This is a genomic window from Tepidiphilus thermophilus (assembly GCF_001418245.1).
GTDB lineage: Bacteria > Pseudomonadota > Gammaproteobacteria > Burkholderiales > Rhodocyclaceae > Tepidiphilus > Tepidiphilus succinatimandens.
The window spans coordinates 21,788-42,656 of sequence record NZ_LIPU01000007.1; the positions used below are offsets into that span (position 1 = coordinate 21,788).

Sequence of the window (20,869 nt, forward strand, 5' to 3'; positions counted from 1 at the left end):
GATTGGCTCCCGAAGTAGGATGTAGCGACGTCGACAAAAAGTTTTTCTTTTCACTATAGCATCGTTCATGCAGGGGTGCAAGAAAAAAGTGATGCAGCGCACAATGCCATCGTATAATCAATTTGTCATTTTTTCTCCGTCGGTCTTGAATTTCGCCGGTCCGGAGCCTATATACAGGGCATCGATCACTTTCCTTCGACGGAGTCTTCCATGAGATTCGACAAGCTCACCACCAAGTTCCAGCAGGCGCTGCAAGAGGCGCAGAGCATCGCGGTGGGGCACGACAACCAGTTCATCGAGCCGCAGCATCTGCTGCTGGCGCTGCTCGAGCAGGAAGACGGCTCCACCGTGAGCCTGCTGCAGCGCGCCGGCGTCAATGTGGCCGGGCTCAAGGCGGCGCTGCACCAGGCGATCGATGCGCTGCCGCAGGTGCAGGGCACGGGTGGGGAGGTGCAGATCGGGCGCGATCTGGCCAATCTCCTGAACCTCACCGACCGCGAGGCGCAGAAGCGCGGCGACCCCTACATTGCCACCGAGATGTTCCTGCTCGCGCTCACCGAGGACAAGGGCGAGACGGGGCGCATCGCGCGTGAGCACGGCCTGAACCGCAAGGCGCTGGAGGCGGCCATCGAGCAGATGCGTGGCGGGCAGAAGGTGGAGTCGCCCGAGGCCGAGGCGCAGCGCGGGGTATTGGAGAAGTACACCATCGACCTCACCGAGCGGGCGCGCCGCGGCAAGCTCGATCCGGTGATCGGGCGCGACGACGAGATCCGGCGCACCATCCAGATCCTGCAGCGGCGCACCAAGAACAACCCCGTGCTCATCGGCGAGCCGGGCGTGGGCAAGACCGCCATCGTCGAGGGGCTGGCGCAGCGCATCGTCAACGGCGAGGTTCCCGAGAGCCTGCGCGACAAGCGCATCCTGGCGCTCGACATGGCCGCGCTCATTGCCGGGGCCAAGTACCGCGGCGAGTTCGAGGAGCGCCTGAAAGCCATCCTCACCGAGATCACCAAGGAAGAGGGGCGCATCATCCTCTTCATCGACGAGATCCACACCGTGGTGGGCGCGGGCAAGGCCGAAGGGGCGCTCGATGCGGGCAACATGCTCAAGCCTGCGCTCGCGCGCGGTGAGCTGCATTGCATCGGCGCGACCACGCTCGACGAGTACCGCAAGTACATCGAGAAGGATGCCGCGCTCGAGCGCCGTTTCCAGAAAGTGATGGTCGACGAGCCCACCGTCGAGCAGACCATCGCCATCTTGCGCGGTCTGCAGGAGAAGTACGAGATCCACCACGGGGTGGAGATCACCGACCCGGCCATCGTCGCCGCGGCCGAGCTCTCGCACCGCTACATCACCGACCGCTTCCTGCCGGACAAGGCGATCGACCTCATCGACGAGGCGGCCGCGCGCATCAAGATGGAGATCGACTCCAAGCCGGAGGCGCTCGACAAGCTCGAGCGGCGCATCATCCAGCTCAAGATCGAGCGCGAGGCGGTGAAGAAGGAGAAGGACGAGGCCTCGCAGCGGCGCCTGAAGCTCATCGAGGAAGAGCTCGAGCGGTTGCAACGCGAATACAGCGAGCTCGAAGAGGTGTGGAAGGCCGAGAAGGCGCGCATCCAGGGGACCAAGCACCTCAAGGAAGAGATCGACCGGCTGCGCGCGCAGATGCTGGAGTATCAGCGCAAGGGGCTGCTCGACAAAGTGGCCGAGATCCAATATGGACGGCTGCCGCAGCTCGAGGCCGAGCTGAAGCAGGCCGAGGAGGCGGAGAAATCCGGCGCGCCGTTCAAGCTCTTGCGCACCCAGGTCGGCGCCGAGGAAATCGCCGAGGTCGTCTCGCGCATGACGGGTATCCCCGTGAGCAAGATGATGCAGAGCGAGCGCGAAAAGCTCCTCAAGATGGAAGAGCATCTGCATCAGCGGGTGGTGGGACAGGACGAGGCGGTACGCTTGGTCTCCGACGCCATCCGGCGCTCGCGCGCGGGGTTGGGCGACGAGAACCGTCCCATCGGCTCCTTCCTCTTCCTCGGACCTACGGGGGTCGGGAAGACGGAGCTGTGCAAGGCGCTCGCCGACTTCCTCTTCGATTCCGAGGATCACATGATCCGCGTCGACATGAGCGAGTACATGGAGAAACACTCCGTGGCGCGGCTCATCGGTGCGCCTCCGGGCTACGTCGGCTACGAGGAAGGGGGTTACCTCACCGAGCAGGTGCGGCGCAAGCCCTATAGCGTGATCCTCTTCGACGAGGTGGAGAAGGCGCACCCGGACGTGTTCAACGTGCTGCTGCAGGTGCTCGACGACGGTCGGCTCACCGACGGACAGGGGCGCACGGTGGACTTCCGCAACACGGTGATCGTGATGACGTCCAATCTCGGCAGCCAGCGCATCATGCAGATGTCGGGGGACGACTATCAGGTGATCAAGTTGGCCGTGCTCGCCGAGGTGCGCGGGTTCTTCCGGCCCGAGTTCCTCAACCGCATCGACGAGGTGGTGGTGTTCCATCCGCTCGCCGAGGAGCACATCGCCGGAGTGGCGCGCATCCAGCTGCGCCGGCTCGAGGCGCGGCTCGCGCGCATGGACATGACCCTGGAGGTGACGGAAGAGGCGCTGCGCGAACTCGCCAAGGCGGGCTACGATCCGGTCTACGGTGCGCGTCCCTTGAAGCGCGCGATCCAGGACCTCATCGAGAACCCGCTCGCCAAGGCGATCCTGGAAGGGCGCTTCGGACCGAAGGACAGGATTCGCGTCACGGTGGAGAACGGCATCTTCCGCTTCGACAAAGCCTGATCGCTCCTGCGCCGAGAAGGGCGGGAACCGGCAAGTGGGCCGGTTCCCGCTTTTTTTACGTCCAAACAGGGGAAATGCCGTTCTTCGGGGGCGTTTTTCTGCCGTTGACCTTGTCGTCGCGGCTGCGATCATGAAAGGGTCGGGTAGTGGGAGGGCCACGGCGTGGCCGAAGAGAGCGATCTCGAAAAGACCGAACAGCCTTCGGCGCGGCGGCTAGAGCAGGCGCGCGAGGAGGGGCAGGTCCCGCATTCGCGCGAACTCGGGACTTTTCTCGTGCTCTTCGCCGGCGTGATGACGCTCTTGCTCGCCGGGGAATGGATGGGGCGGCGTTGGGTGCGGGTGCTCGCCGACGGATTCGCGTTCGAGCACGATACGGCTTTCGATCCGGTTCGCGTGCTATGGCTGCTGCGCCGGGTGTTCGTCGAGTCGCTGCTCACGTTTGCCCCGATCTTCCTCGTCTTGCTGGTGGCGGCGGTGGCCGGTCCGCTCCTGCTGGGCGGCCTGGTGTTTTCCCCCAAGGTTCTGAGTTTCCGCTTGGAGCGGCTCGATCCGATGAACGGACTGCGCCGCATGTTCTCGCTGCAAGGGGCGATGGAGGTGGTGAAGTCGCTGCTGAAAGTGGCAGCGGTGGCGGGGATGGTTTGGGTGACCTTTCGGCGGGAGCGCGATACGGTGCTCTCGCTCGCGGCGTTGCCTGTGAACGACGCGGCGGCGAGTTTCCTGCACGAGATGGTTTTCGGGGCGGTGCTGATCGTGGCGGGGCTCGCCTTGATCGCGGCGGTGGATGTCCCGTTCCAGCTGTGGCAATACTACAAGAACCTGCGCATGACCAAGGAAGAGGTCAAGCAGGAATACAAGGAACAGGAAGGCGATCCACACCTCAAGGCGCGCATCCGTTCGATGCAGCGCGAAATGGCGCGCAAGCGCATGATGGAGGAGGTGCCCAAGGCCGACGTGGTGGTGACCAACCCGACGCACTTCGCCGTGGCCTTGAAGTATGATCAAAAAACCATGGCCGCGCCGGTGGTGGTGGCCAAGGGCCGGGGGGTGATCGCGCAGAAGATCCGTGAGCTTGCCGATGAGGCCGAGGTGCCGCGGGTGGAGGCGCCGCCCTTGGCGCGGGCGCTCTATGCGCACGTCGACATCGGCCAGACGATTCCACCCACGCTCTTCGCGGCGGTGGCCGAGATCCTCGCTTATGTGTTCCAATTGGATCGTTGGATGGCCGTGGGCGGACCCAAGCCGCAGCCGCCGCAGGAGGTTCCGGTGCCGCCGGAGCTCGATCCGGGCGAAGTGGCGGCGGCGGATGAAGACGGGGAGCATGGAGCGTGATGAGCGCAGCGATGGAGCGGGGCGATGGCAGCAGGTGAGCGGGCCTTGATCGATTGGCGGACGTGGTTCGTGCCGGCGAAGCTGCGGCTGCTGGCCGCGCCGGTGTTCATTTTCGCCGTGCTGGCGATGATGGTGCTGCCGCTGCCGCCCTTCGCGCTCGATCTCTTCTTCACCTTCAACATCGCCATGTCGGTGGTGGTGCTGCTGGTGGCGATGTACACCGTGCGCCCGTTGGATTTTTCGGTCTTCCCGACGGTGCTCTTGGTCACCACCTTGTTGCGCCTGTCGCTGAACGTGGCTTCGACCCGGGTGGTGCTGTTGCACGGTCACACGGGGCCGGATGCGGCCGGGCGGGTGATCGAGTCCTTCGGGCATTTCCTCGTTGGCGGCAACATGGCCATCGGCATCGTGGTGTTCGTGATCCTGGTGATCATCAACTTCGTGGTGATCACCAAGGGCGCGGGACGCATCGCCGAGGTGAGCGCGCGCTTCACGCTCGACGCGATGCCCGGCAAGCAGATGGCGATCGACGCGGATCTGAACGCCGGCCTCATCGACGAGGCGGAGGCGCGGCGCCGGCGCAAGGAGATCGCGCAGGAGGCGGATTTCTACGGCGCGATGGACGGTGCGTCGAAATTCGTGCGCGGCGACGCGGTGGCCGGCATCCTCATCCTGCTCATCAACATCATCGGCGGGCTCATCGTCGGCGTGGCCGGACACGGCATGGATCTGTCGCGTGCGATCGACTCCTACGTGATCCTGACGATCGGCGACGGTCTGGTGGCGCAGATCCCGGCGCTCATGGTGTCGATCGCCTCGGGCATGGTGGTGGCCCGGGTGGGCGAGGAGTCGATGGATCTGGGCGATCTCATGATCCAGCAGGTGTTCACCAACCCGCGGGTGCTGGCGCTCTCCTCGGGCATCCTCGTGCTGCTGGGCATGATCCCGGGGATGCCGAACTTCGTCTTCCTGCTCATCGGCGGCGGCCTGGGGTGGCTTGCCTGGAAGCGTTGGGCGCAGGAGCGCGAAGAGACGGCGGCGCCGGCGGCGGCCGCGGCGGCGCCGCCCCCGCCGAAGGAAGAGGTGGTGGAGGCGAGCTGGGACGACGTGCAGCCGGTGGATGTCTTGGGCCTGGAGGTGGGCTACCGCCTGATTCCGCTCGTCGATCAATCGCAGGGCGGCGAGCTCCTGAAGCGGATCCGGGGCTTGCGCAAGCGCTTTGCCCAGGAAGTGGGTTTTCTGCCGGCGCCGGTACACATTCGCGACAACCTCGAGCTGCGGCCCAACGCCTACCGTATCCTGCTCAAGGGGGTGGAGATCGGCAGCGGCGAGGTTTATCCAGGGCAATATCTGGCGATCAATCCGGGGCAGGTGCTCGGCACCATCGAGGGGCGCCCCGGCACGGATCCGGCCTTCGGCCTGCCGGCGCAGTGGATCGACGCCGCGCTGCGTGAGCGGGCGCACGCGCTGGGCTATACGGTGGTCGATGCCGCCACGGTCATCGCCACGCACCTCAACCAGGTGCTGGTCGAGCACGCGGCCGAATTGCTGGGTCGCGAGGAGACGCAGGCGCTGCTCGATCGCATCAAAAAGGAGTCGCCCAAGCTCGTCGAGGATCTGGTGCCCACGGTGGTGCCAGTGACCACGGTGCAGAAGGTGCTGCAATATCTGCTGGAAGAGGGGGTGGCGATTCGCGACATGCGCACCGTCCTCGAGACGCTCGCCGAGTGGGCGCCGAAGACGCAGGATCCGATCGAGCTCACCAGCCGGGTGCGCGAAGCCCTGGGACGCGCCATCGTGCAGTCGCTCGCCCCCGGCAGCGGCAAGGTGCCGGTACTGATGCTCGATCCGGCGCTCGAGCGCATCCTGATGCAGGCGGTGGGCGCGGGCGGCGGCAAGCCCGGGGCGATCGAACCGGGGCTGGCCGATGCCTTGCTGCGTCAGACCGGCGCGGCGGCGCAGCGTCTGGAGCAGCAGGGGCAGGCGCCCATCCTGCTCGTGCCGCCGCAGCTGCGCTGGCTGCTCGCGCGTTTCTTGCGCCGTTCGGTACCGAGTCTGCGCGTGATCTCCACCAGCGAGATGCCCGAGGAGCGCTCCATCGAGATCGTGGAGATGATCGGCTCGCCTGCGGGGTGAGGTCGGCAGAAGACGGGCGCTCGGAGAAAAGCGGGGTTTACCCCGCTTTTTTCATGCGACGGCAAAAGGGGCATTCACCCGATAATGGGATCGAGGGGCCGACCGGACGGCCCGCGGATCGGGGAGCAGCCAGATGGATGTCAAACGGTATTTCGCACCGACGGCACGGGAGGCATTGCGCCAGCTCAAGCAGGAACTGGGGGCGGATGCGATCGTTCTGGCAAACCGCCCCGTCGAGGGGGGAGTCGAGATCCTGGCGCTGCCCGCCGAGGCGGTGGGGGCGCTGCCCGGCGGTTCGTCCGCCCCTGCGGCGGCGCGTCCTCCGGAACCGGCAAAAGGGGGCCATCGCGCCGCGGCCGCCTATGCCCAGGCCGCTTCCTCCGAGGAGGAGCCGGTGGTGACGCTCTCCTCGCGCGGTCCGCAGCGGCGCAGCGCCCCCGAGATCAAGCCGTTCGCGCCACCGCGCATGGAAACGCCGGAATACGTCGTGCGCAAGGAAGAGGAAGAGGCCGAGCGCATCCGTCGGGCGATGGAAGCGGCGCGCAAGGAGCCGCCGGCACCGGAGCCTCTGCGCGAACCGGGCTGGTTCGGCGCGGCGAGCGTGGCGCCGCCGTCTGCGCCGGCGGTGGAGGCGCGCATCGAGGCGCTGCAGGAGCAAAACGTCCTGCTCGCGCGGCAACTGGGCAAGATCCAGGAAATGATCGAGCGGCAGCTGGCCGGATTCGCCTGGAACGAGGCGGTGCGCAAGGCCCCGGCCCGCGCGCGGCTGCTCGGTGAGATGCTGGAAGCGGGGTTCTCGCCGGCGCTCGCGCGCGAGGTGTGCGACCGCATTGAGGCGACCGAGGACTGGGACGCAGCGCGCGAGGCGGCCATGGCGCGGCTCGGCGCGCGGCTGGAGGTGGTGGGCAGCGACGACGACCTGATCGACCGCGGCGGCGTCTACGCCATCGTCGGCCCGACGGGCGTGGGCAAGACCACCACTACTGCCAAGATCGCCGCCCGCTGCGTGGTACGCCACGGCGCGGCTCGGGTGGCGCTCATCACCACCGACGGCTACCGCATCGGCGCCCACGAGCAGCTGCGCATCTACGGGCGTATCCTGGGCGTGCCGGTGTTCGCCGCGCGCGACGCGAACGATTTGCGGGCCACGCTCAGCGAGCTGCGCGGCCGGCACATGGTGCTCATCGACACCATCGGCATGAGTCAGCGCGACAAGGCGGTGTCCGAGCAGGTGGCCATGCTCATGGGCGCGGGGCCGGTGCGCCGGCTCGTGTGCCTCAACGCCACCAGCCGCGGCGATACGCTCGAGGACGTCGCCCGCGCCTTCGGCGGCGAAGGGCTCGCTGGCTGCATTTTCACCAAGGTCGATGAAGCGGCCACCATCGCTGCGGCGCTGGACGTGGCGATCCGGCACCGGCTGCGTGTGCACTACGTCGCCAATGGGCAGCGCGTGCCGGAGGATCTGCATTTGCCCAACCGCGCCTGGCTGCTGCAGCGGGCCTTTCGCGGTGCAGGGGCCGAACGGGTGACGATGGCCACCGACGAGGCGGCGCTGTGGCTGGCGGCGGCGGTCGGAGCGTGAGCAAGGAGAACATCATGCGTGAGATGCTTGGAGACCAGGCAGGAACCCTGCGGCGCCTGTTCCGGCAGCGCCCACCCGCCGTGTGCGCGGTGTTTCCTGCCGGCAATGGGTGGGCGGATCATACGATGCGGCTCGCGCGGCGGCTCGCGCGTTCGAGCGGCCCGGTGCTCGTGGTCGACGAGGCGGTCTCCAGCCCCACCTTGCCCGAGGCGGCGGGTGCCGGCCGCACCGCCGATCTGCTGAGCGCCCTGGGCTCGACCGAGCGGGCGATCCGTCTCATCGTGGCGCTGCCCGGCGGCGTGAGCTATTTGAACGTCAAGGCGGCGGCGCTCGCCTTGCCGCTGCTCGACGAGATGCGGCGCGAGCGCCTCCTGCGCCTGTTCCAGACCTTGCTGCGCCCCTTCGAGACGGTGCTGGTGCACGCCGGTCGCGGCGAGACGGCCGATGCCTCGCCTTTTCTCACGAGCGCCCCGAGCGCCGTGGTGCTCGCAGAACTGTCGGCCGATGGCGTGCGCGAGTCGCTGGCCCGGGCGCAGGATGCCGCCCTGCACGGGCGCTCTCGCCTGGGCGTGGTGACGGTGGGCGGACGCGATGCGGCCGAGGCGGAGACCTTCGTGCGCGAACTGCAGGGGGTGTGGTGGCGTAAGGTGTCCCTGCGCTTGGCCGGGTGGTGCCGGCTCGAAGCGCTCGATGCCGCGGGCTGGCAGGCGATGACGGGGGACGATGGAGGAATGGCCTTGCCCAAGGGGTGGCCGCCGACGGAAGTTGGTCGTGCGAAGGCAAGGACGCGATCATGCTGACTTCCACCCTTCCCCCCCCTGGCAAAAAAATCCGGGCTGAGGGAAAATCCCCTTTATGGGCGGGGCTGGTGCGCGGCGCGGTAGCGCGCAATCCGTCGAAACCTAGGATCGCGTGGATGGTGGACGAGACGGGGAAACCGGACGTGGCGGCGTTGGTCCAGGCGTATGCGCCGATGGTGAAGCGCCTCGCCCTGCGCCTCGTGAGCCGCCTGCCGCCCAACGTGGAGCTCGACGATCTCATCCAGTGCGGCATGATGGGTCTGATCGAGGCGATCGAGCGCTACCGCGACGACGATCGCGCCGAATTCGAGACGTATGCGCTTGCCCGCATCCGCGGGGCGATGATCGATGCCCTGCGCGAGACCGACTGGGTGCCGCGCCAGGTGCGCAAGGAGATGCGCCGCGTCGAGGAGGCCATTGCGGCGCTCGAGCAATCCCTCGGCCGTCATCCGACGGAAGGGGAGGTGGCCGAGGCGCTGGGCCTGGACCTGGAAGCCTATCAACGGCTGCTTTCCCAGGCCAAGGGGCACCAGATCCTCTACTTCGACGATCTGATGCGGGAGCCGGAAGACGGCGAGGATTTCCTGGAACGGCATCTGGGCGACGACGAACCCGGTCCGCAGGATCTCACCGAGTCGGCCGAGCTGCGCGCCCAGCTCGTTCGCACCATCGAGAGTCTGCCGGAGAAAGAGAAACTGGTACTCTCACTCTACTATGAGCACGAGCTCAATTTCAAGGAGATCGGCGCCGTGCTGGGGGTGAGCGAGTCGCGCGTCTCCCAGCTGCACACTCAGGCGATCCTGCGCATGCGCGCGCGCCTGCTTGGCGGGGAAGAAGGCCATCTGCCGAGAGGACGGCGCGGGCGCCCGCCCAAGAATGCGCCGACCTGCGGCGAGGCGCCTGCCGGTGAGACGGGGCGCTGATGGATGTCACCAGCCTCATCGGCCTCGCCCTTGGTTTGTCGGCCATCGTCGTCGGCCAGTTCCTCGAAGGGGGGAATCTCTCCTCGCTGCTGCAGCCCACGGCGTTTCTGATCGTCATCGGGGGGACGACGGGGGCGGTGCTGCTGCAAACGCCGCTGCGTGTCTTCGTCGGTGCGGTGAAGATGCTGGCCTGGATTTTCCGTCCGCCGGCGTCCAACCCCCAGGAACTGATCGGCAAGGTGGTCGATTGGGGGCGCACCGCCCGGCGTGACGGTCTGCTCGCCCTGGAGGCGCGCATCGCCGCCGAGGCCGATCCCTTCGTGCAGAAAGGGCTGCAGCTGCTCGTCGACGGCATCGAGCCGACGCGGATGCGGGAGGTGCTCGAGACCGAGATCGACATGAGCGAGGAGCAGATGAAGCTGCGGGCGAAAGTGTGGGAATCGGCCGGAGGCTATTCGCCGACGATCGGCATTCTCGGCGCCGTGATGGGGCTCATCCACGTCATGGAGAACCTCGCCGATCCTGCCCGCCTCGGGGCGGGGATTGCCGTGGCCTTCGTCGCCACCATCTACGGCGTGGGTTCGGCCAACCTCATCTTCATCCCTATCTCGAAGAAACTCACCACCTACATCCGTTCCATCGTCATCCAGCGGCAGATGCTGGTCGATGGCCTCGTCGGCGTGGCCCAGGGGGACAACCCGCGCCTGATCGAGAGCCGCATGCAGTCCTATCTCGCCGAAAGTGGCGAGGAAGCGCCGTCCGAAGAAAAATCCTGAAGGAGGACGTGCCATGGCGCGGCGCGGCAAAAAGGAAGAAGAGCACGAGAACCTGGAGCGCTGGCTGGTGAGCTACGCCGACTTCATCACGCTGCTCTTTGCCTTCTTCGTCGTCATGTACGCCCTGACGTCGGCCAACGAGGGCAAATACCGCGTCATTTCCGAATCCTTGAGCCAGGCGTTCCGCGCCGGTCTGGTCACGCCCCAGGTGCAGGAGGGGAAGGACACCGTCGTGCCTTCGGTGGTGCAGGGCTTGCCCCTGGCGGTGCAGCGCCGCGCGGCGCCCGAGCGCAAGAGCGAGGGGGAAGGAGGTCCCCGCGAAGGGGAGGAGCAGGTGCGTCAGGTGCTCCAGACCACGGCCCAGACGGCGACGGCGCTGCGCTCGGCGCTCTCTCCCCTCATCGAGGCCGGCAAGGTCTCGATCAACGACGGTGCCTTCGGGGTGACGGTAGAGATGGACGCCGGCATCCTCTTTCCCAGCGGCGAGGCCACGCTCGGGCCGATGGCGATCGCCGCGCTGCGGCAGATGGCGCGCGTGCTCGCCTTCACGGGCGATGCGCCCATCTGGGTGGAGGGGCACACGGACAACGTTCCCCTGCGTCCCGGCGCGCGCTACGCTTCCAACTGGGAGCTCTCGGCGGCGCGCGCGGCGGCGGTGGTGCAGCTCTTCATCCAGGAAGGCGTGGCCCCTTCGCGCCTGGCGGCCGTGGGCTACGCCGACCAGCGTCCCATCGCCGACAATTCCACCGAAGAGGGGCGGCAGAAGAACCGGCGCGTCACCATCCGCCTGGAGTCGCGCGTTCCCGTGAGCGGCGCGAATGCGGCCGCACCGGCTAGCCAGGCTGCCCCGGCGAGTGGGTCGATCGGCAGCATTCTTCCTCCGTCGCCTTGAGGCATTCCTCCACCAGCGCCGGGCCGCGGTAGATGAGCCCGGTGTAGAGCTGAACGAGGGACGCGCCGGCGCGCAGCTTGGCGCGCGCATCTTCGCCCGAGAGGATGCCGCCGGCGGCAATGAGCGGCACCCGCCCCTGCAGGCGCTGGGCGAGCGCCGCGAGCACGGCGGTGGCGCGCTCGCGCAGCGGCTCGCCCGAGAGCCCTCCCGTTTCCTGGCCATGCGGCAGCTGCGCCACCCCCTCGCGCGAGACCGTGGTGTTGGTGGCGATCACGCCGTCGATGCGGTATGCGAGCACTTTCTCGGCGATGAGGTCGAGCTCGGATTCTTCCAGGTCGGGGGCGATCTTGAGCACGAGCGGCGTGCGCTTGCCCTGGCTCGCCGCAAGCCGCTCGGCTTCTTCGCGCAGCCCTGCGAGCAAGGCATCGAGCGAGTCGCCGCGCTGCAGTTCGCGCAGGGCGCGCGTGTTGGGTGAGGAGACGTTGATCGTCACGTAGTCGGCCGTGGTCCACACGCGGCGCAGCCCCAGGAGGTAATCGTCGAGGGCGCGCTCGATGGGCGTGTCGGCGTTCTTGCCGAGGTTGATGCCGAGGATGCCGCGCCAGCGGCGGGCGCGCGCCCGCTCGACCAGGGCATCCACGCCGTCGTTGTTGAACCCCATGCGGTTGATGAGCGCACGCGCTTGCGGCAGGCGGAAGAGCCGCGGTTTGGGGTTGCCCGGCTGCGGCCGCGGCGTGACGGTGCCCACCTCGATGAACCCGAAGCCTAGTCGCGCCAGACCGTCGATCGCCTCGCCGTTCTTGTCCAGTCCGGCGGCGAGCCCGACGCGGTTGGGAAATTCCAGCCCCATGAGGGTGATCGGGGCGCGGCGTGGCGGCTCTGGTGGGGGCAGCATCCGCCCCAGGGTGGCAAAGGCGCGGATCGTCAGGTCGTGGGCGGTCTCCGGATCGAGGGCGAAGAGCGCCGGCCGGGCGAGGCAGTAGGGGATCATGGCAGGGTCCGAAACAGCGGTTCGATGCGCTCGAAGGGCAGCCAGCGGCCCCGCCAGTAGCCTTCGAGCGGGCGGAAGCGCGCTTTATACGCCATTTTGCGCGAGCGGGCAATCCAGTAGCCGAGATAGACATAGGGCATACCGCTCGCCTGGGCCTGGGCGATGTGCCATAGGATCGACCAGGTGCCGAACCCCGCCCGGGGATCGTCGGGATCATAGAAGGTATAGACGCAGGAAAGCCCGTCGTCGAGCACGTCGACGAGGCTCACGATCACCACCCGCCCTTCGGGGTCGCGGAATTCGACCAGACGCGTGTCGATGTGCGAGGTCAGCAGGAACTGCTCGTAATTCTCGGGCGAGGCGTCTTCGTCGGCTTCGTCGTGGCGCGCCATCACGTAGCGGCGGTAGAGCCGGAAGTGCTCGGGAATGAAGACGAGCGGCTGCTCGGCGGCGCTGAGCTTGCCGGCCCAGCGCTGCCAGGTACGGCGCTGGGAGCGGTCCGGCTGAAAGCGCGCCGCCGGCACGCGCACCGACACGCAGGCTTCGCACTGGGTGCAGATCATGCCGTAGGAGAAATGGCCACTGCGCCGGAACCCTTCGCGCACCAGGCGGCTGTAGGTGGCGGCATCGACCAGGTGCGCCGGCGTGGCCACGCAGGAGCGCGCCGTGCGCTCGGGCAGATAGGGACAAGGGTAGGGCTGGGAAGGGTAGAACCGCAGGATCTCCGGCGGGGTGACGTGTCTCATGCGCAAGCTCCTCCTGATTTTTCCTCGGCGAGCGCGGCGGCTGGCATCTCCCCCTGCCAGTGCTGCGGCTCAGGACGCTCGGGCACGAGCCGGGCAAGGCGGGCGAGGAATTCCTCGCGCGGGATCTCCTCGGCTCCCAGCGAGCGAAGGTGCGGCGTGCTCATCTGGCAGTCGATGAGGGCGATGCCGCGCGCACGGCATTCGGCGCACAGGCGCACCAGCGCCACCTTGGAGGCATCCGGTACGAGGTGGAACATCGACTCGCCGAAGAAAACCCCTCCCAGGGCGACGCCGTAGAGTCCCCCCACGAGGCGGCCTTCGTGCCAGGTCTCGATGCTATGCGCGTGACCGAGCTCGTGCAGCCGGACGTAGGCGTCTATCATCTCCGGCGTGATCCAGGTCCCTTCGGAGCGCAGCCGGGCGCAGTTGGCGATCACCGCCGGAAAGTCCACGTCCAGCGTGGTGACGAAACCGCGGTGGCGCAGCACCTTGCGCAGCGAACGGCGCACCCGTAGCCGCTGCGGTTCGAGCACCAGGCGCGGCGCCGGGCTCCACCAGAGGATGGGCTGCCCTTCCGCGAACCAGGGGAAGATCCCTTGCCGGTAGGCTTCCAGCAGCCAGGAAGGCGCAAGGCTGCCGCCGGCGGCGAGCAGGCCGTTGGGTTCGGGCAGCGCCTGCTGCGGCGGAGGGAAACGCGGAGGGAAGCGTGGATCGAGCCAGGGGATCATGGAATCGCACGAAACGGCGAGGATGAAAATGAGATTACCTTATAATTTCGTGGATCGCAACGACGGAAACGATGCTCCCATGCCCACCTACCTCGTCACCGGCAACGCCGGCTTCATCGGTTTTCACACGGCGCGCACCCTGCTCGAACGGGGCGTGGGCGTGGTCGGCATCGACGTCGTAAACGACTACTACGATCCGGCGCTCAAGGAAGCGCGGCTGCGCGAGCTCGAAGCCACGGCTGCGCGTACCGGCACGCCTTACACGTTCTACCGGGCGGATCTGGCCGAGCGCGAAGTGCTGGAAACCTGCTTCGCCGCGCACCGGTTCGACGCGGTCATCCATCTGGCGGCCCAGGCGGGCGTGCGCTACTCGCTGGAGAACCCGCGCGCCTACGTGCGCAGCAACATCGACGCCTTCGTCAATGTATTGGAATGCTGCCGCGCCGCCGACCCGCACCCGCACCTCGTCTATGCGAGCACCTCGAGCGTGTATGGTGCCAACACCCGGCTGCCCTTTTCCGAACACCAGCCGGCCGACCATCCGCTGCAATTCTATGCCGCCACCAAGCGCGCCAACGAACTGATGGCGCACGCCTATAGCCATCTCTTCGGCATTCCGACGACGGGGGTGCGGTTCTTCACCGTCTACGGCCCCTGGGGACGGCCGGACATGGCGCTCTTCATCTTCACCCGCAAGATCCTCGCCGGCGAGCCCATCCCGCTCTTCAACGAGGGGCGGCACACGCGCGACTTCACCTACGTCGAGGACATCGTCGAAGGGGTGTTGCGGCTTGCCGCCAAGCCGGCCGAACCCGACCCGAACTGGTCGGGCGATGCGCCCGACCCCCAGTCGAGCCGCGCCCCCTGGCGCATCTACAACATCGGGGCGAGCCGTCCGGTGCCGCTCATCGACTACGTCGAGGCGCTCGAAGAGGCGCTCGGCAAAAAGGCCAAACGCGAGTACCTTCCCCTGCAGCCGGGCGACGTGCCCGACACCTACGCCGACACGAGCGAGCTGGAGGCGGCCGTGGGCTACCGCCCCAAGACCAGCGTGCGCGAGGGCATCGCCAAGTTCGTGGCGTGGTATCTCGACTATTATGGGCGGGAGTGAACTCCCTGCCTTTTTCGCTATCATAGGCGGCATGTGGCGCCGCCTCCTTCTCTCCTTCTCGCTTGCCGCCTTCACCGCCCAGGGTTGGGCCTACCAGCTGCCCGACCTGGGCGCGGTGGCCACCGATGCCTTCAGTACGCAGGAGGAAGAGGACGTCGGCCGCATGGTGATGGTGCAGGTGCGCGAGCGCGAGCCCAGCTACATCGACGATCCCGAACTCGAAGATTACCTCAACGCCGTGGGGCGCAAGCTCGCCGAGGCTTCCGACCAGCCGTTCCGCCGCTACCGCTTCTTCGTGCTGCGCGATCCGACCATCAACGCCTTCGCGCTGCCCGGCGGCTACATCGGCGTGCACAGCGGCCTCATTCTCACCGCCGAGAGCGAATCGGAGCTCGCAGCGGTGCTCTCCCACGAGATGGGGCACGTGATCCATCGTCACATCGCGCAGCTCATCGACAAGCAGAAAACGACGAGCGCGGTGATGCTCGGCTCGATGATCCTGGCGATCCTCGCCGCGCGCAGCGGCTCACAGGTCTCGGAGGCCGCGGCGGTAGGGGGGCAGGCCTTCGCCTTGCAGCAGCAGCTCGGGTTCTCGCGCGAATTCGAGCACGACGCCGATCGCACCGGGCTCGATATCCTCGCCAAGGCGGGGTTCGATCCGAGCGCCGCGCCGCGCTTCTTCGGTCGGCTGCTGCGCGAAAGCCGCCTCTACGAGAACAACGCGCCGGTGTATATGCGCACGCACCCGCTGACGACCGACCGGATCTCGGATCTGGAAAACCGCATTTCCTCGCCGAATTTCAAGTATTCCCTGCGCCCGCGGCTCGATTCGCTCGGCTTTTCGGCGGTGCGGGCAAAACTCATGGCGATGAACGGCACCCCGTCCGAGGCCTTGACGCGGGTGTTCGACGGCAGCGCCACCGGGATCGACCGCCAGATGGCGCGGGTGCGTGCGGCCTTGCGCGCCAACGACGTCAAGCGTGCCCGCGCGGCCTTCGATCAGTACGCCAAAGGCTGGCCCGACGAGCATTGGCGCGACCTGCTGGAAGCGGAGGTGCTCACCGCCGAGGGACGTCTGCCAGAAGCCCTGGCGAAGCTCGAACGGGCCATGCAACGCGCGCCCGAGGCGGTGGCGCCGCGCCTCGAGGCAATCGACGTGGCCTTGCGCCTGGGGCAGACGGAGCGGGCCGAACGGCTCGCGCGCGAAGCCGTCGACCGTGACAAGGACGAACGGCGTTATTGGCAGGCGCTGGGCAAGGTGGCCGCGGCCAAGGGGGACGAGGCCTGGGTGCATCGGGCGCAGGGTGAGAGCTTCGTGCTCGACGATCGCTTGGAAGCGGCCATCGACCAGTTCGAGCAGGCACGCCGAGCCCGGCGTGGGGATTATTATTGGGAGGCGGAGCTGGATGCGAAGATCCGGGCGCTCAAGGACGAGGTGCGCCAGCGCAAGCGCGAGGGAGGCAATCTGGCGCGCTGAGTCGAAAACCTATCAAAAACATGTCAGGGAGGGGAGATGGCGAAGAAAGTCCTCGTGGTCGACGGTGATGAAAACATCGTCATCGCCCTCGATTTCCTCTTGCGCCGGGCCGGCTATGAAGTCGCGGTGGCGCGCGATGGCGAGGAGGCCTTGTCGCTGACGGATTCCTTCGCCCCCGACCTGATCCTGCTCGAGACCGTCCTGCCCAAGATGGATGGTTTCGAGCTCTGCCGCCGTCTGCGACAGGATCCGCGCCATGCCGGACGCAAGATCCTCTTCCTCACCGCGCGCGGGCGCGAAATCGACCGTGCCAAGGGTCTGGCCCTGGGCGCGGACGGCTATCTCACCAAGCCTTTCTCCACGCGCGAGCTGCTCGAGCATATGGAACGGCTGCTGGCGCCGGGAGCGGCTTGATGCAGGCGCGCTGGCGTTTCGCCCTGGCGGTGGCGGTGCTTGCCGCCCTGATGACCGGCCCCTTCGTGCTCACGGCAGTCATGATCTGGGCCGACACGCCCGCCGAGACGCGCTCCGCCTTACATCTGCTCGCCGACCGCTGGTTGCCGTTGGGGGTGTTGACGACGCTGGCCGGCTTTGCCGTGGGCATTGCGTTGCTCGGCCGGCTTTTTCGCCATTATGTCCAAGGGCTGCTGCGCATGGCCGAGGGACTGGACGTGCTGCGCCGCGCCAACCCCGGTTTTCGCGTGCCGGAAGAGGGGCCGCGCGAGGTGGTGGCGCTTGCCCAGGCGATCAACCGCCTCGCCGATGACCGCGACCGCTTGCTCGCCGAGCTCGATGCACGGGTCAGCGAGGCGCGCCGCGCCGTCGAAGAGGAGCGCAACCGCCTGGCCGCGCTGATGGCGCAACTGGCCGAGGCGGTGATCGTGTGCAACGCCGAGGGGAGGATCATCCTCTACAACGAGGCGGCGCGGCGGCTAGAGCGGGCCTTCGGCACCTCGGTCACGGCGGCGAGCGGCTGGATCGGGCTGGGGCGCTCGATCCACGCGCTGCTCGATCCCGACCTGGTGGCCTACGTCTTCGATACGCTCGAGGCCCGGCGCGGAGGGGGCGAGGCGCATCCGCAGCTGCAGGTGGTGACGGCGACACCGGCCGGCTCGCTCATCCGGGTGCGCGTCTCGCCGATCGCCGGGGAGGCGGCGGGAGAGGAGATCAGCGGCTACGTGTTGATGTTGGAAGACGTCACCGAGCAGATCGAGCGCGAAGCCGCGCGCAACGAGCTGCTCTTCGAACTCACCGAGGGCAACCGCGCGGCCATCGCCAACATCCGCCTTGCCGCCGAGATGCTGCACCTGCCCGAGGTGGACGAGGTGATGCGTGCACGCTTCCATGCCGTTATCGCCCGCGAGGTCGAGGCGGTGAGCGAGCGGCTCGAGGCGGCCTCGCGCGCCTTCGCCGATGCGCTGCGTGCGCGCTGGCCGCTCGAGCCGATGCGCGGCGCCGATCTGGTGCACGCGGCGGCGGCTTATCTGCAGCGCCGGCTCGAGGTCGCGCTCAAGCTCGAGATCCTCGACGAGGAGCTGTGGTTCGATGCCGATCATTTCTCGCTGCTGCAGGCGCTCGCCTTCCTCGCCGGGCGTCTGGTGGAGGACTACGGCGTGCGTACGCTGCGCCTGCGCCTGTCGGCCGACGAGCGCCTGGTCTACCTCGACCTGATGTGGTCGGGCGGCAGCCTCAGCAACGAGATCGTCACCGGTTGGGAGCTGGAACCCCTGGGACTGGGCGGGACGCGCTCGCCGCTCACCCTGCGTGAGGTGCTCGAGCGCCACGGCGCGGCCATGTGGTTCGATCGCGAGAAAGCGCGCCATCGCGCCTTCGTGCGCCTGGCCCTGCCGCGCAAGCAGTCCGTTCGCCTCCCGCCGGCGGCGGTGCCCACCATGCCCCCTTTGGAGGAGGGGCGGCCGGAATTCTACGATTTCGATCTCTTCGCCTGGTCGGACAAGGCAGGTGCGCTCGAAGACCGTCCCCTCGCCGAGCTGAGCTACACCGTGTTCGATACCGAAACCACCGGGCTCGACCCGGCCGGCGGCGACGAAATCATCCAGATCGGCGCCACCCGCATCGTCAACGGCCGGCTGCTGAAGCACGAATCCTTCGAGCAGCTCATCGACCCGCGTCGTCCCCTCGATCCGGCCTCCATTGCCGTGCATCACATCACGCCCGAGATGCTGGAAGGGCAGCCGACGATCGCGGAGGTGCTGCCGGCCTTCCATCGCTTTGCCCACGATACCGTGCTCGTGGCGCACAACGCCGCTTTCGACATGCGTTTTCTCCAGCTCAAGGAGGAAAAGCTCGGCATCCGCTTCGATCAGCCCGTGCTCGACACGCTGCTCTTGGCCGCCTTTCTCCTGCCGAACCAGGAGCATTCGCTGGAAGCGTTGGCGCTCTATTTCGGGGTGAGGGTCTTCGGCCGGCACACGGCGCTGGGCGATGCGCTGGTGACGGCGGAGATCTTCCTCAAGATGATTCCGCTCCTTGCCGAGAAAGGCGTGGTCACCCTGCGCCAGGCGCGGGAGGCGTCGCAGCAGACCTATTACGCGCGCCTGCGGTATTGAGTCGGGGAGGGCGATGAATCCTTCGGCCGGGCGCTTCTACTTCTTCTATTTCATCGGGTTTGCCCTCTTTTGCGCCGCGCTCGCGTTGGGGGAATCCTTCGGCATGTCGGCGCGCGCGATCGGCTTCACTTTTCTCTTCGCCACCATCGCCCTCTATGCGGGCGTGGGGGTGTTGGCGCGGACCTCCGACCTGCTCGAATTCTACGTCGCCGGCCGCGGCGTGCCGGGCATCGCCAACGGCATGGCGACCGCCGCCGACTGGGTGAGCGCGGCTTCCTTCATCGGCCTGGCGGGAATCATCTACCATCAGGGCTTCGAGGGACTGGCCTACGTCACCGGCTGGACCGGCGGCTTCGTGCTGGTGGGGCTCCTGCTCGGCCCTTACCTGCGCAAGTTCGGGCGTTTCACCATTCCGGAGTTCCTCGACGAGCGCTACGGCAGCGCGGTGGCGCTCGCCGGCGTGGCGGCGGTGGTGCTCGCCTCCTTCGTCTATCTGGTGGCGCAGATCTACGGCGTCGGGCTCATCGCCAGCCGCTTCGTCGGCGTGGATTTCGGGCTCGGCGTGCTCATCGGCATGGCCGGCATCCTCGTGTGCTCCTTTCTCGGCGGCATGCGCGCGGTGACCTGGACGCAGGTGTCGCAGTATCTGATCCTCATCGTCGCCTACCTCGCACCGATCCTCGTGCTCTCGGTGGAGCGCTACGGCGTGCCGCTGCCGCATCTGGCGATGGGCGAGATGGTGCAGACGGTGGCGCAGGGCGTGGCCGAGCGGCGAGACCGCCCCGACGAGCAGCTCGCCCGTGCGCTCTACCGGGCCCGGGCCGAGCAATATCAGCACAAGATCGACGCTCTGCCCGCCTCGCTCGCCGAGGAGCGCGAGACGCTCGAGCGTGAGCTCGCCCGCTTGCGGCAGGAGGGCGGCGATCCGCGCACCATCTACCATCTGGAGCGTCAGCGGCAGCTCCTGCCGACGACGCCGGAAGCGGCACGCGCCCATTGGCGGCGGCTGCGCGATGCGGCGCTCGCCCAGGCCCGGCCGCCACGCGATTTCAGTCGGGCCTGGCATGGCGACACGCCCGCGGCGCGCCAGCATGCCCGGATCAACTTCCTCGCCCTGCTCTTCGTGCTGATGTGTGGCACGGCGGCGTTGCCGCACATCCTGATGCGCTACTACACTACGCCCACCGTGTCGGAGGCGCGCAAGTCCACCGCCTGGACGCTCTTCTTCGTGGCACTCCTCTATCTGGGCGCACCGATCTACGCCATGCTGGCCAAGATCGAGGTGCTGCAGCACGTCGTCGGACACTCCTTCGATGAATTGCCGGCCTGGCTCGTGTCCTGGTATCGCGTCGGCCTCGTTTCCTTCGAGGACATCAATGGCGACGGCAAGCTGCAGCTGGCCGAACTCGCGCTCGACCCGGACGGAATCGTCCTGGCCCTGCCGGAGATGGGGGGCCTGCCCGCCTTCTTCGTCGGATTGGTCGCCGCCGGCGGCCTGGCCGCGGCGCTCTCTACCGCCGATGGGCTGCTTCTGACCATCTCCAACGCGCTGGGGCACGATCTCTATTACCGGCACCTCGCGCCGCAGGCGAGCACCCAGCGGCGCCTGGTGGTCAGCAAGATGCTGCTGCTGGCGGTGGCGATCATTTCCGCCTGGGTGGCGACGCTGCGCTTCGACAGCATCCTCTTGCTGGTGGGGCTGGCTTTTTCGCTCGCGGCCTCGCTCCTCTTTCCCACGCTCATCCTGGGCATCTTCTGGCGCCGGGCCTCTCCTGCCGGCGCGCTGCTGGCGATGGTGCTGGGGCTGGGAACGAGCCTGGGCTATTATTTCCTGACGCACGAGGCGTTTGGCGGGCGGGTCGACCTGCAGCTCTTCGGCATCCAGCCGGTGGCTTGCGGCATCTTCGGCGTACTCGTGGGCCTGGCGGCGCACGTCGTGGTGAGCCTCGTCGGGCCGGCGCCGAGCGCACGGCAGCAAGCCCTGGTGGATTTCCTGCGCCGTCCTTCCTGAGCCG

16 protein-coding genes are annotated in these 20,869 nt (G+C 67.5%); 13 read left to right on the top strand and 3 right to left on the bottom strand.

Annotation, left to right across the window (positions count from 1 at the left end; all coding sequences use genetic code 11):
• Positions 1-210 precede the first annotated feature (210 nt).
• From clpB to motD, 8 genes are all read left to right on the top strand, one after another.
• Positions 211-2,790 (top strand): ATP-dependent chaperone ClpB, encoded by a 2,580-nt coding sequence (clpB, locus tag ASC37_RS06905; protein ID WP_055423673.1) that lies wholly within the window; start codon positions 211-213, stop codon positions 2,788-2,790.
• A 162-nt stretch (positions 2,791-2,952) separates the two neighbouring features.
• Complete coding sequence (gene flhB, locus ASC37_RS06910) at positions 2,953-4,122, top strand: flagellar biosynthesis protein FlhB (RefSeq protein WP_055423674.1); 1,170 nt, start codon at positions 2,953-2,955, stop codon at positions 4,120-4,122.
• Positions 4,123-4,146: 24 nt separating this feature from the next.
• Positions 4,147-6,258 carry a flagellar biosynthesis protein FlhA gene (gene flhA / locus ASC37_RS06915; protein ID WP_055423675.1) on the top strand — a complete coding sequence of 704 codons (2,112 nt, stop codon included), beginning with the start codon at positions 4,147-4,149 and terminating at the stop codon, positions 6,256-6,258.
• Positions 6,259-6,391: 133 nt separating this feature from the next.
• A complete protein-coding gene (flhF, locus tag ASC37_RS06920; protein ID WP_055423676.1) occupies positions 6,392-7,840 on the top strand; it encodes a flagellar biosynthesis protein FlhF in 1,449 nt (482 codons plus the stop codon).
• 14 nt (positions 7,841-7,854) lie between these two features.
• Positions 7,855-8,640, top strand: a complete 786-nt coding sequence (locus tag ASC37_RS06925; protein ID WP_141055788.1) for a MinD/ParA family ATP-binding protein — start codon at positions 7,855-7,857, stop codon at positions 8,638-8,640.
• Positions 8,641-8,756: 116 nt separating this feature from the next.
• On the top strand, positions 8,757-9,563 hold the full coding sequence (locus ASC37_RS06930; protein ID WP_055423678.1) for an RNA polymerase sigma factor FliA: 807 nt from the start codon (positions 8,757-8,759) through the stop codon (positions 9,561-9,563).
• Positions 9,563-10,339 carry a flagellar motor protein gene (locus ASC37_RS06935; protein WP_055423679.1) on the top strand — a complete coding sequence of 259 codons (777 nt, stop codon included), beginning with the start codon at positions 9,563-9,565 and terminating at the stop codon, positions 10,337-10,339. Before ASC37_RS06930 ends, ASC37_RS06935 begins: the two co-directional genes overlap by 1 nt.
• Positions 10,340-10,352: 13 nt before the next feature.
• Positions 10,353-11,231 (top strand): flagellar motor protein MotD, encoded by an 879-nt coding sequence (gene motD, locus ASC37_RS06940; protein ID WP_055423680.1) that lies wholly within the window; start codon positions 10,353-10,355, stop codon positions 11,229-11,231.
• On the opposite strand, the gene ASC37_RS06945 is transcribed toward motD, so the two are convergent.
• From ASC37_RS06945 to aat, 3 genes are read right to left on the bottom strand one after another with little or no spacing between them, the layout of a single operon-like run.
• Positions 11,173-12,219 (bottom strand): quinone-dependent dihydroorotate dehydrogenase, encoded by a 1,047-nt coding sequence (locus ASC37_RS06945; RefSeq protein WP_055423757.1) that lies wholly within the window; start codon positions 12,217-12,219, stop codon positions 11,173-11,175. The genes motD and ASC37_RS06945 overlap by 59 nt on opposite strands.
• On the bottom strand, positions 12,219-12,968 hold the full coding sequence (locus tag ASC37_RS06950) for an arginyltransferase (RefSeq protein ID WP_055423681.1): 750 nt from the start codon (positions 12,966-12,968) through the stop codon (positions 12,219-12,221). Before ASC37_RS06950 ends, ASC37_RS06945 begins: the two co-directional genes overlap by 1 nt.
• On the bottom strand, positions 12,965-13,696 hold the full coding sequence (gene aat / locus ASC37_RS06955) for a leucyl/phenylalanyl-tRNA--protein transferase (protein ID WP_055423682.1): 732 nt from the start codon (positions 13,694-13,696) through the stop codon (positions 12,965-12,967). The genes ASC37_RS06950 and aat overlap by 4 nt, the downstream gene beginning before the upstream one ends.
• A gap of 79 nt (positions 13,697-13,775) precedes the next feature.
• On the opposite strand from aat, the gene ASC37_RS06960 reads away from it, so the two are divergent.
• Genes ASC37_RS06960 through ASC37_RS06980 form a run of 5 tightly spaced genes read left to right on the top strand, consistent with a single transcriptional unit; the run spans position 13,776 to position 20,865 of the window.
• Complete coding sequence (locus tag ASC37_RS06960; protein ID WP_055423683.1) at positions 13,776-14,807, top strand: NAD-dependent epimerase; 1,032 nt, start codon at positions 13,776-13,778, stop codon at positions 14,805-14,807.
• Between the two features lie 31 nt (positions 14,808-14,838).
• Positions 14,839-16,284, top strand: a complete 1,446-nt coding sequence (locus ASC37_RS06965; RefSeq protein ID WP_055423684.1) for a M48 family metalloprotease — start codon at positions 14,839-14,841, stop codon at positions 16,282-16,284.
• Positions 16,285-16,320: 36 nt separating this feature from the next.
• Positions 16,321-16,698, top strand: a complete 378-nt coding sequence (locus ASC37_RS06970; protein WP_055423685.1) for a response regulator — start codon at positions 16,321-16,323, stop codon at positions 16,696-16,698.
• Positions 16,698-18,854 carry a 3'-5' exonuclease gene (locus ASC37_RS06975; RefSeq protein WP_055423686.1) on the top strand — a complete coding sequence of 719 codons (2,157 nt, stop codon included), beginning with the start codon at positions 16,698-16,700 and terminating at the stop codon, positions 18,852-18,854. The genes ASC37_RS06970 and ASC37_RS06975 overlap by 1 nt, the downstream gene beginning before the upstream one ends.
• Positions 18,855-18,867: 13 nt before the next feature.
• Positions 18,868-20,865 carry a sodium:solute symporter family protein gene (locus ASC37_RS06980; RefSeq protein ID WP_055423687.1) on the top strand — a complete coding sequence of 666 codons (1,998 nt, stop codon included), beginning with the start codon at positions 18,868-18,870 and terminating at the stop codon, positions 20,863-20,865.
• The last annotated feature ends 4 nt before the right edge of the window (positions 20,866-20,869 follow it).

Excerpts from the sequence above, each read along its gene's own strand:
- clpB (WP_055423673.1), top strand. The coding sequence starts at position 211 with ATGAGATTCGACAAGCTCACCACCAAGTTCCAGCAGGCGCTGCAAGAG.
- flhA (WP_055423675.1), top strand. The coding sequence starts at position 4,147 with ATGGCAGCAGGTGAGCGGGCCTTGATCGATTGGCGGACGTGGTTCGTG.
- flhF (WP_055423676.1), top strand. The coding sequence starts at position 6,392 with ATGGATGTCAAACGGTATTTCGCACCGACGGCACGGGAGGCATTGCGC.
- ASC37_RS06925 (WP_141055788.1), top strand. The coding sequence starts at position 7,855 with ATGCGTGAGATGCTTGGAGACCAGGCAGGAACCCTGCGGCGCCTGTTC.
- ASC37_RS06930 (WP_055423678.1), top strand. The coding sequence starts at position 8,757 with ATGGTGGACGAGACGGGGAAACCGGACGTGGCGGCGTTGGTCCAGGCG.
- ASC37_RS06935 (WP_055423679.1), top strand. The coding sequence starts at position 9,563 with ATGGATGTCACCAGCCTCATCGGCCTCGCCCTTGGTTTGTCGGCCATC.
- motD (WP_055423680.1), top strand. The coding sequence starts at position 10,353 with ATGGCGCGGCGCGGCAAAAAGGAAGAAGAGCACGAGAACCTGGAGCGC.
- ASC37_RS06950 (WP_055423681.1), bottom strand. The coding sequence starts at position 12,968 with ATGAGACACGTCACCCCGCCGGAGATCCTGCGGTTCTACCCTTCCCAG.
- aat (WP_055423682.1), bottom strand. The coding sequence starts at position 13,696 with ATGATCCCCTGGCTCGATCCACGCTTCCCTCCGCGTTTCCCTCCGCCG.
- ASC37_RS06960 (WP_055423683.1), top strand. The coding sequence starts at position 13,776 with ATGCCCACCTACCTCGTCACCGGCAACGCCGGCTTCATCGGTTTTCAC.
- ASC37_RS06965 (WP_055423684.1), top strand. The coding sequence starts at position 14,839 with ATGTGGCGCCGCCTCCTTCTCTCCTTCTCGCTTGCCGCCTTCACCGCC.
- ASC37_RS06970 (WP_055423685.1), top strand. The coding sequence starts at position 16,321 with ATGGCGAAGAAAGTCCTCGTGGTCGACGGTGATGAAAACATCGTCATC.
- ASC37_RS06975 (WP_055423686.1), top strand. The coding sequence starts at position 16,698 with ATGCAGGCGCGCTGGCGTTTCGCCCTGGCGGTGGCGGTGCTTGCCGCC.
- ASC37_RS06980 (WP_055423687.1), top strand. The coding sequence starts at position 18,868 with ATGAATCCTTCGGCCGGGCGCTTCTACTTCTTCTATTTCATCGGGTTT.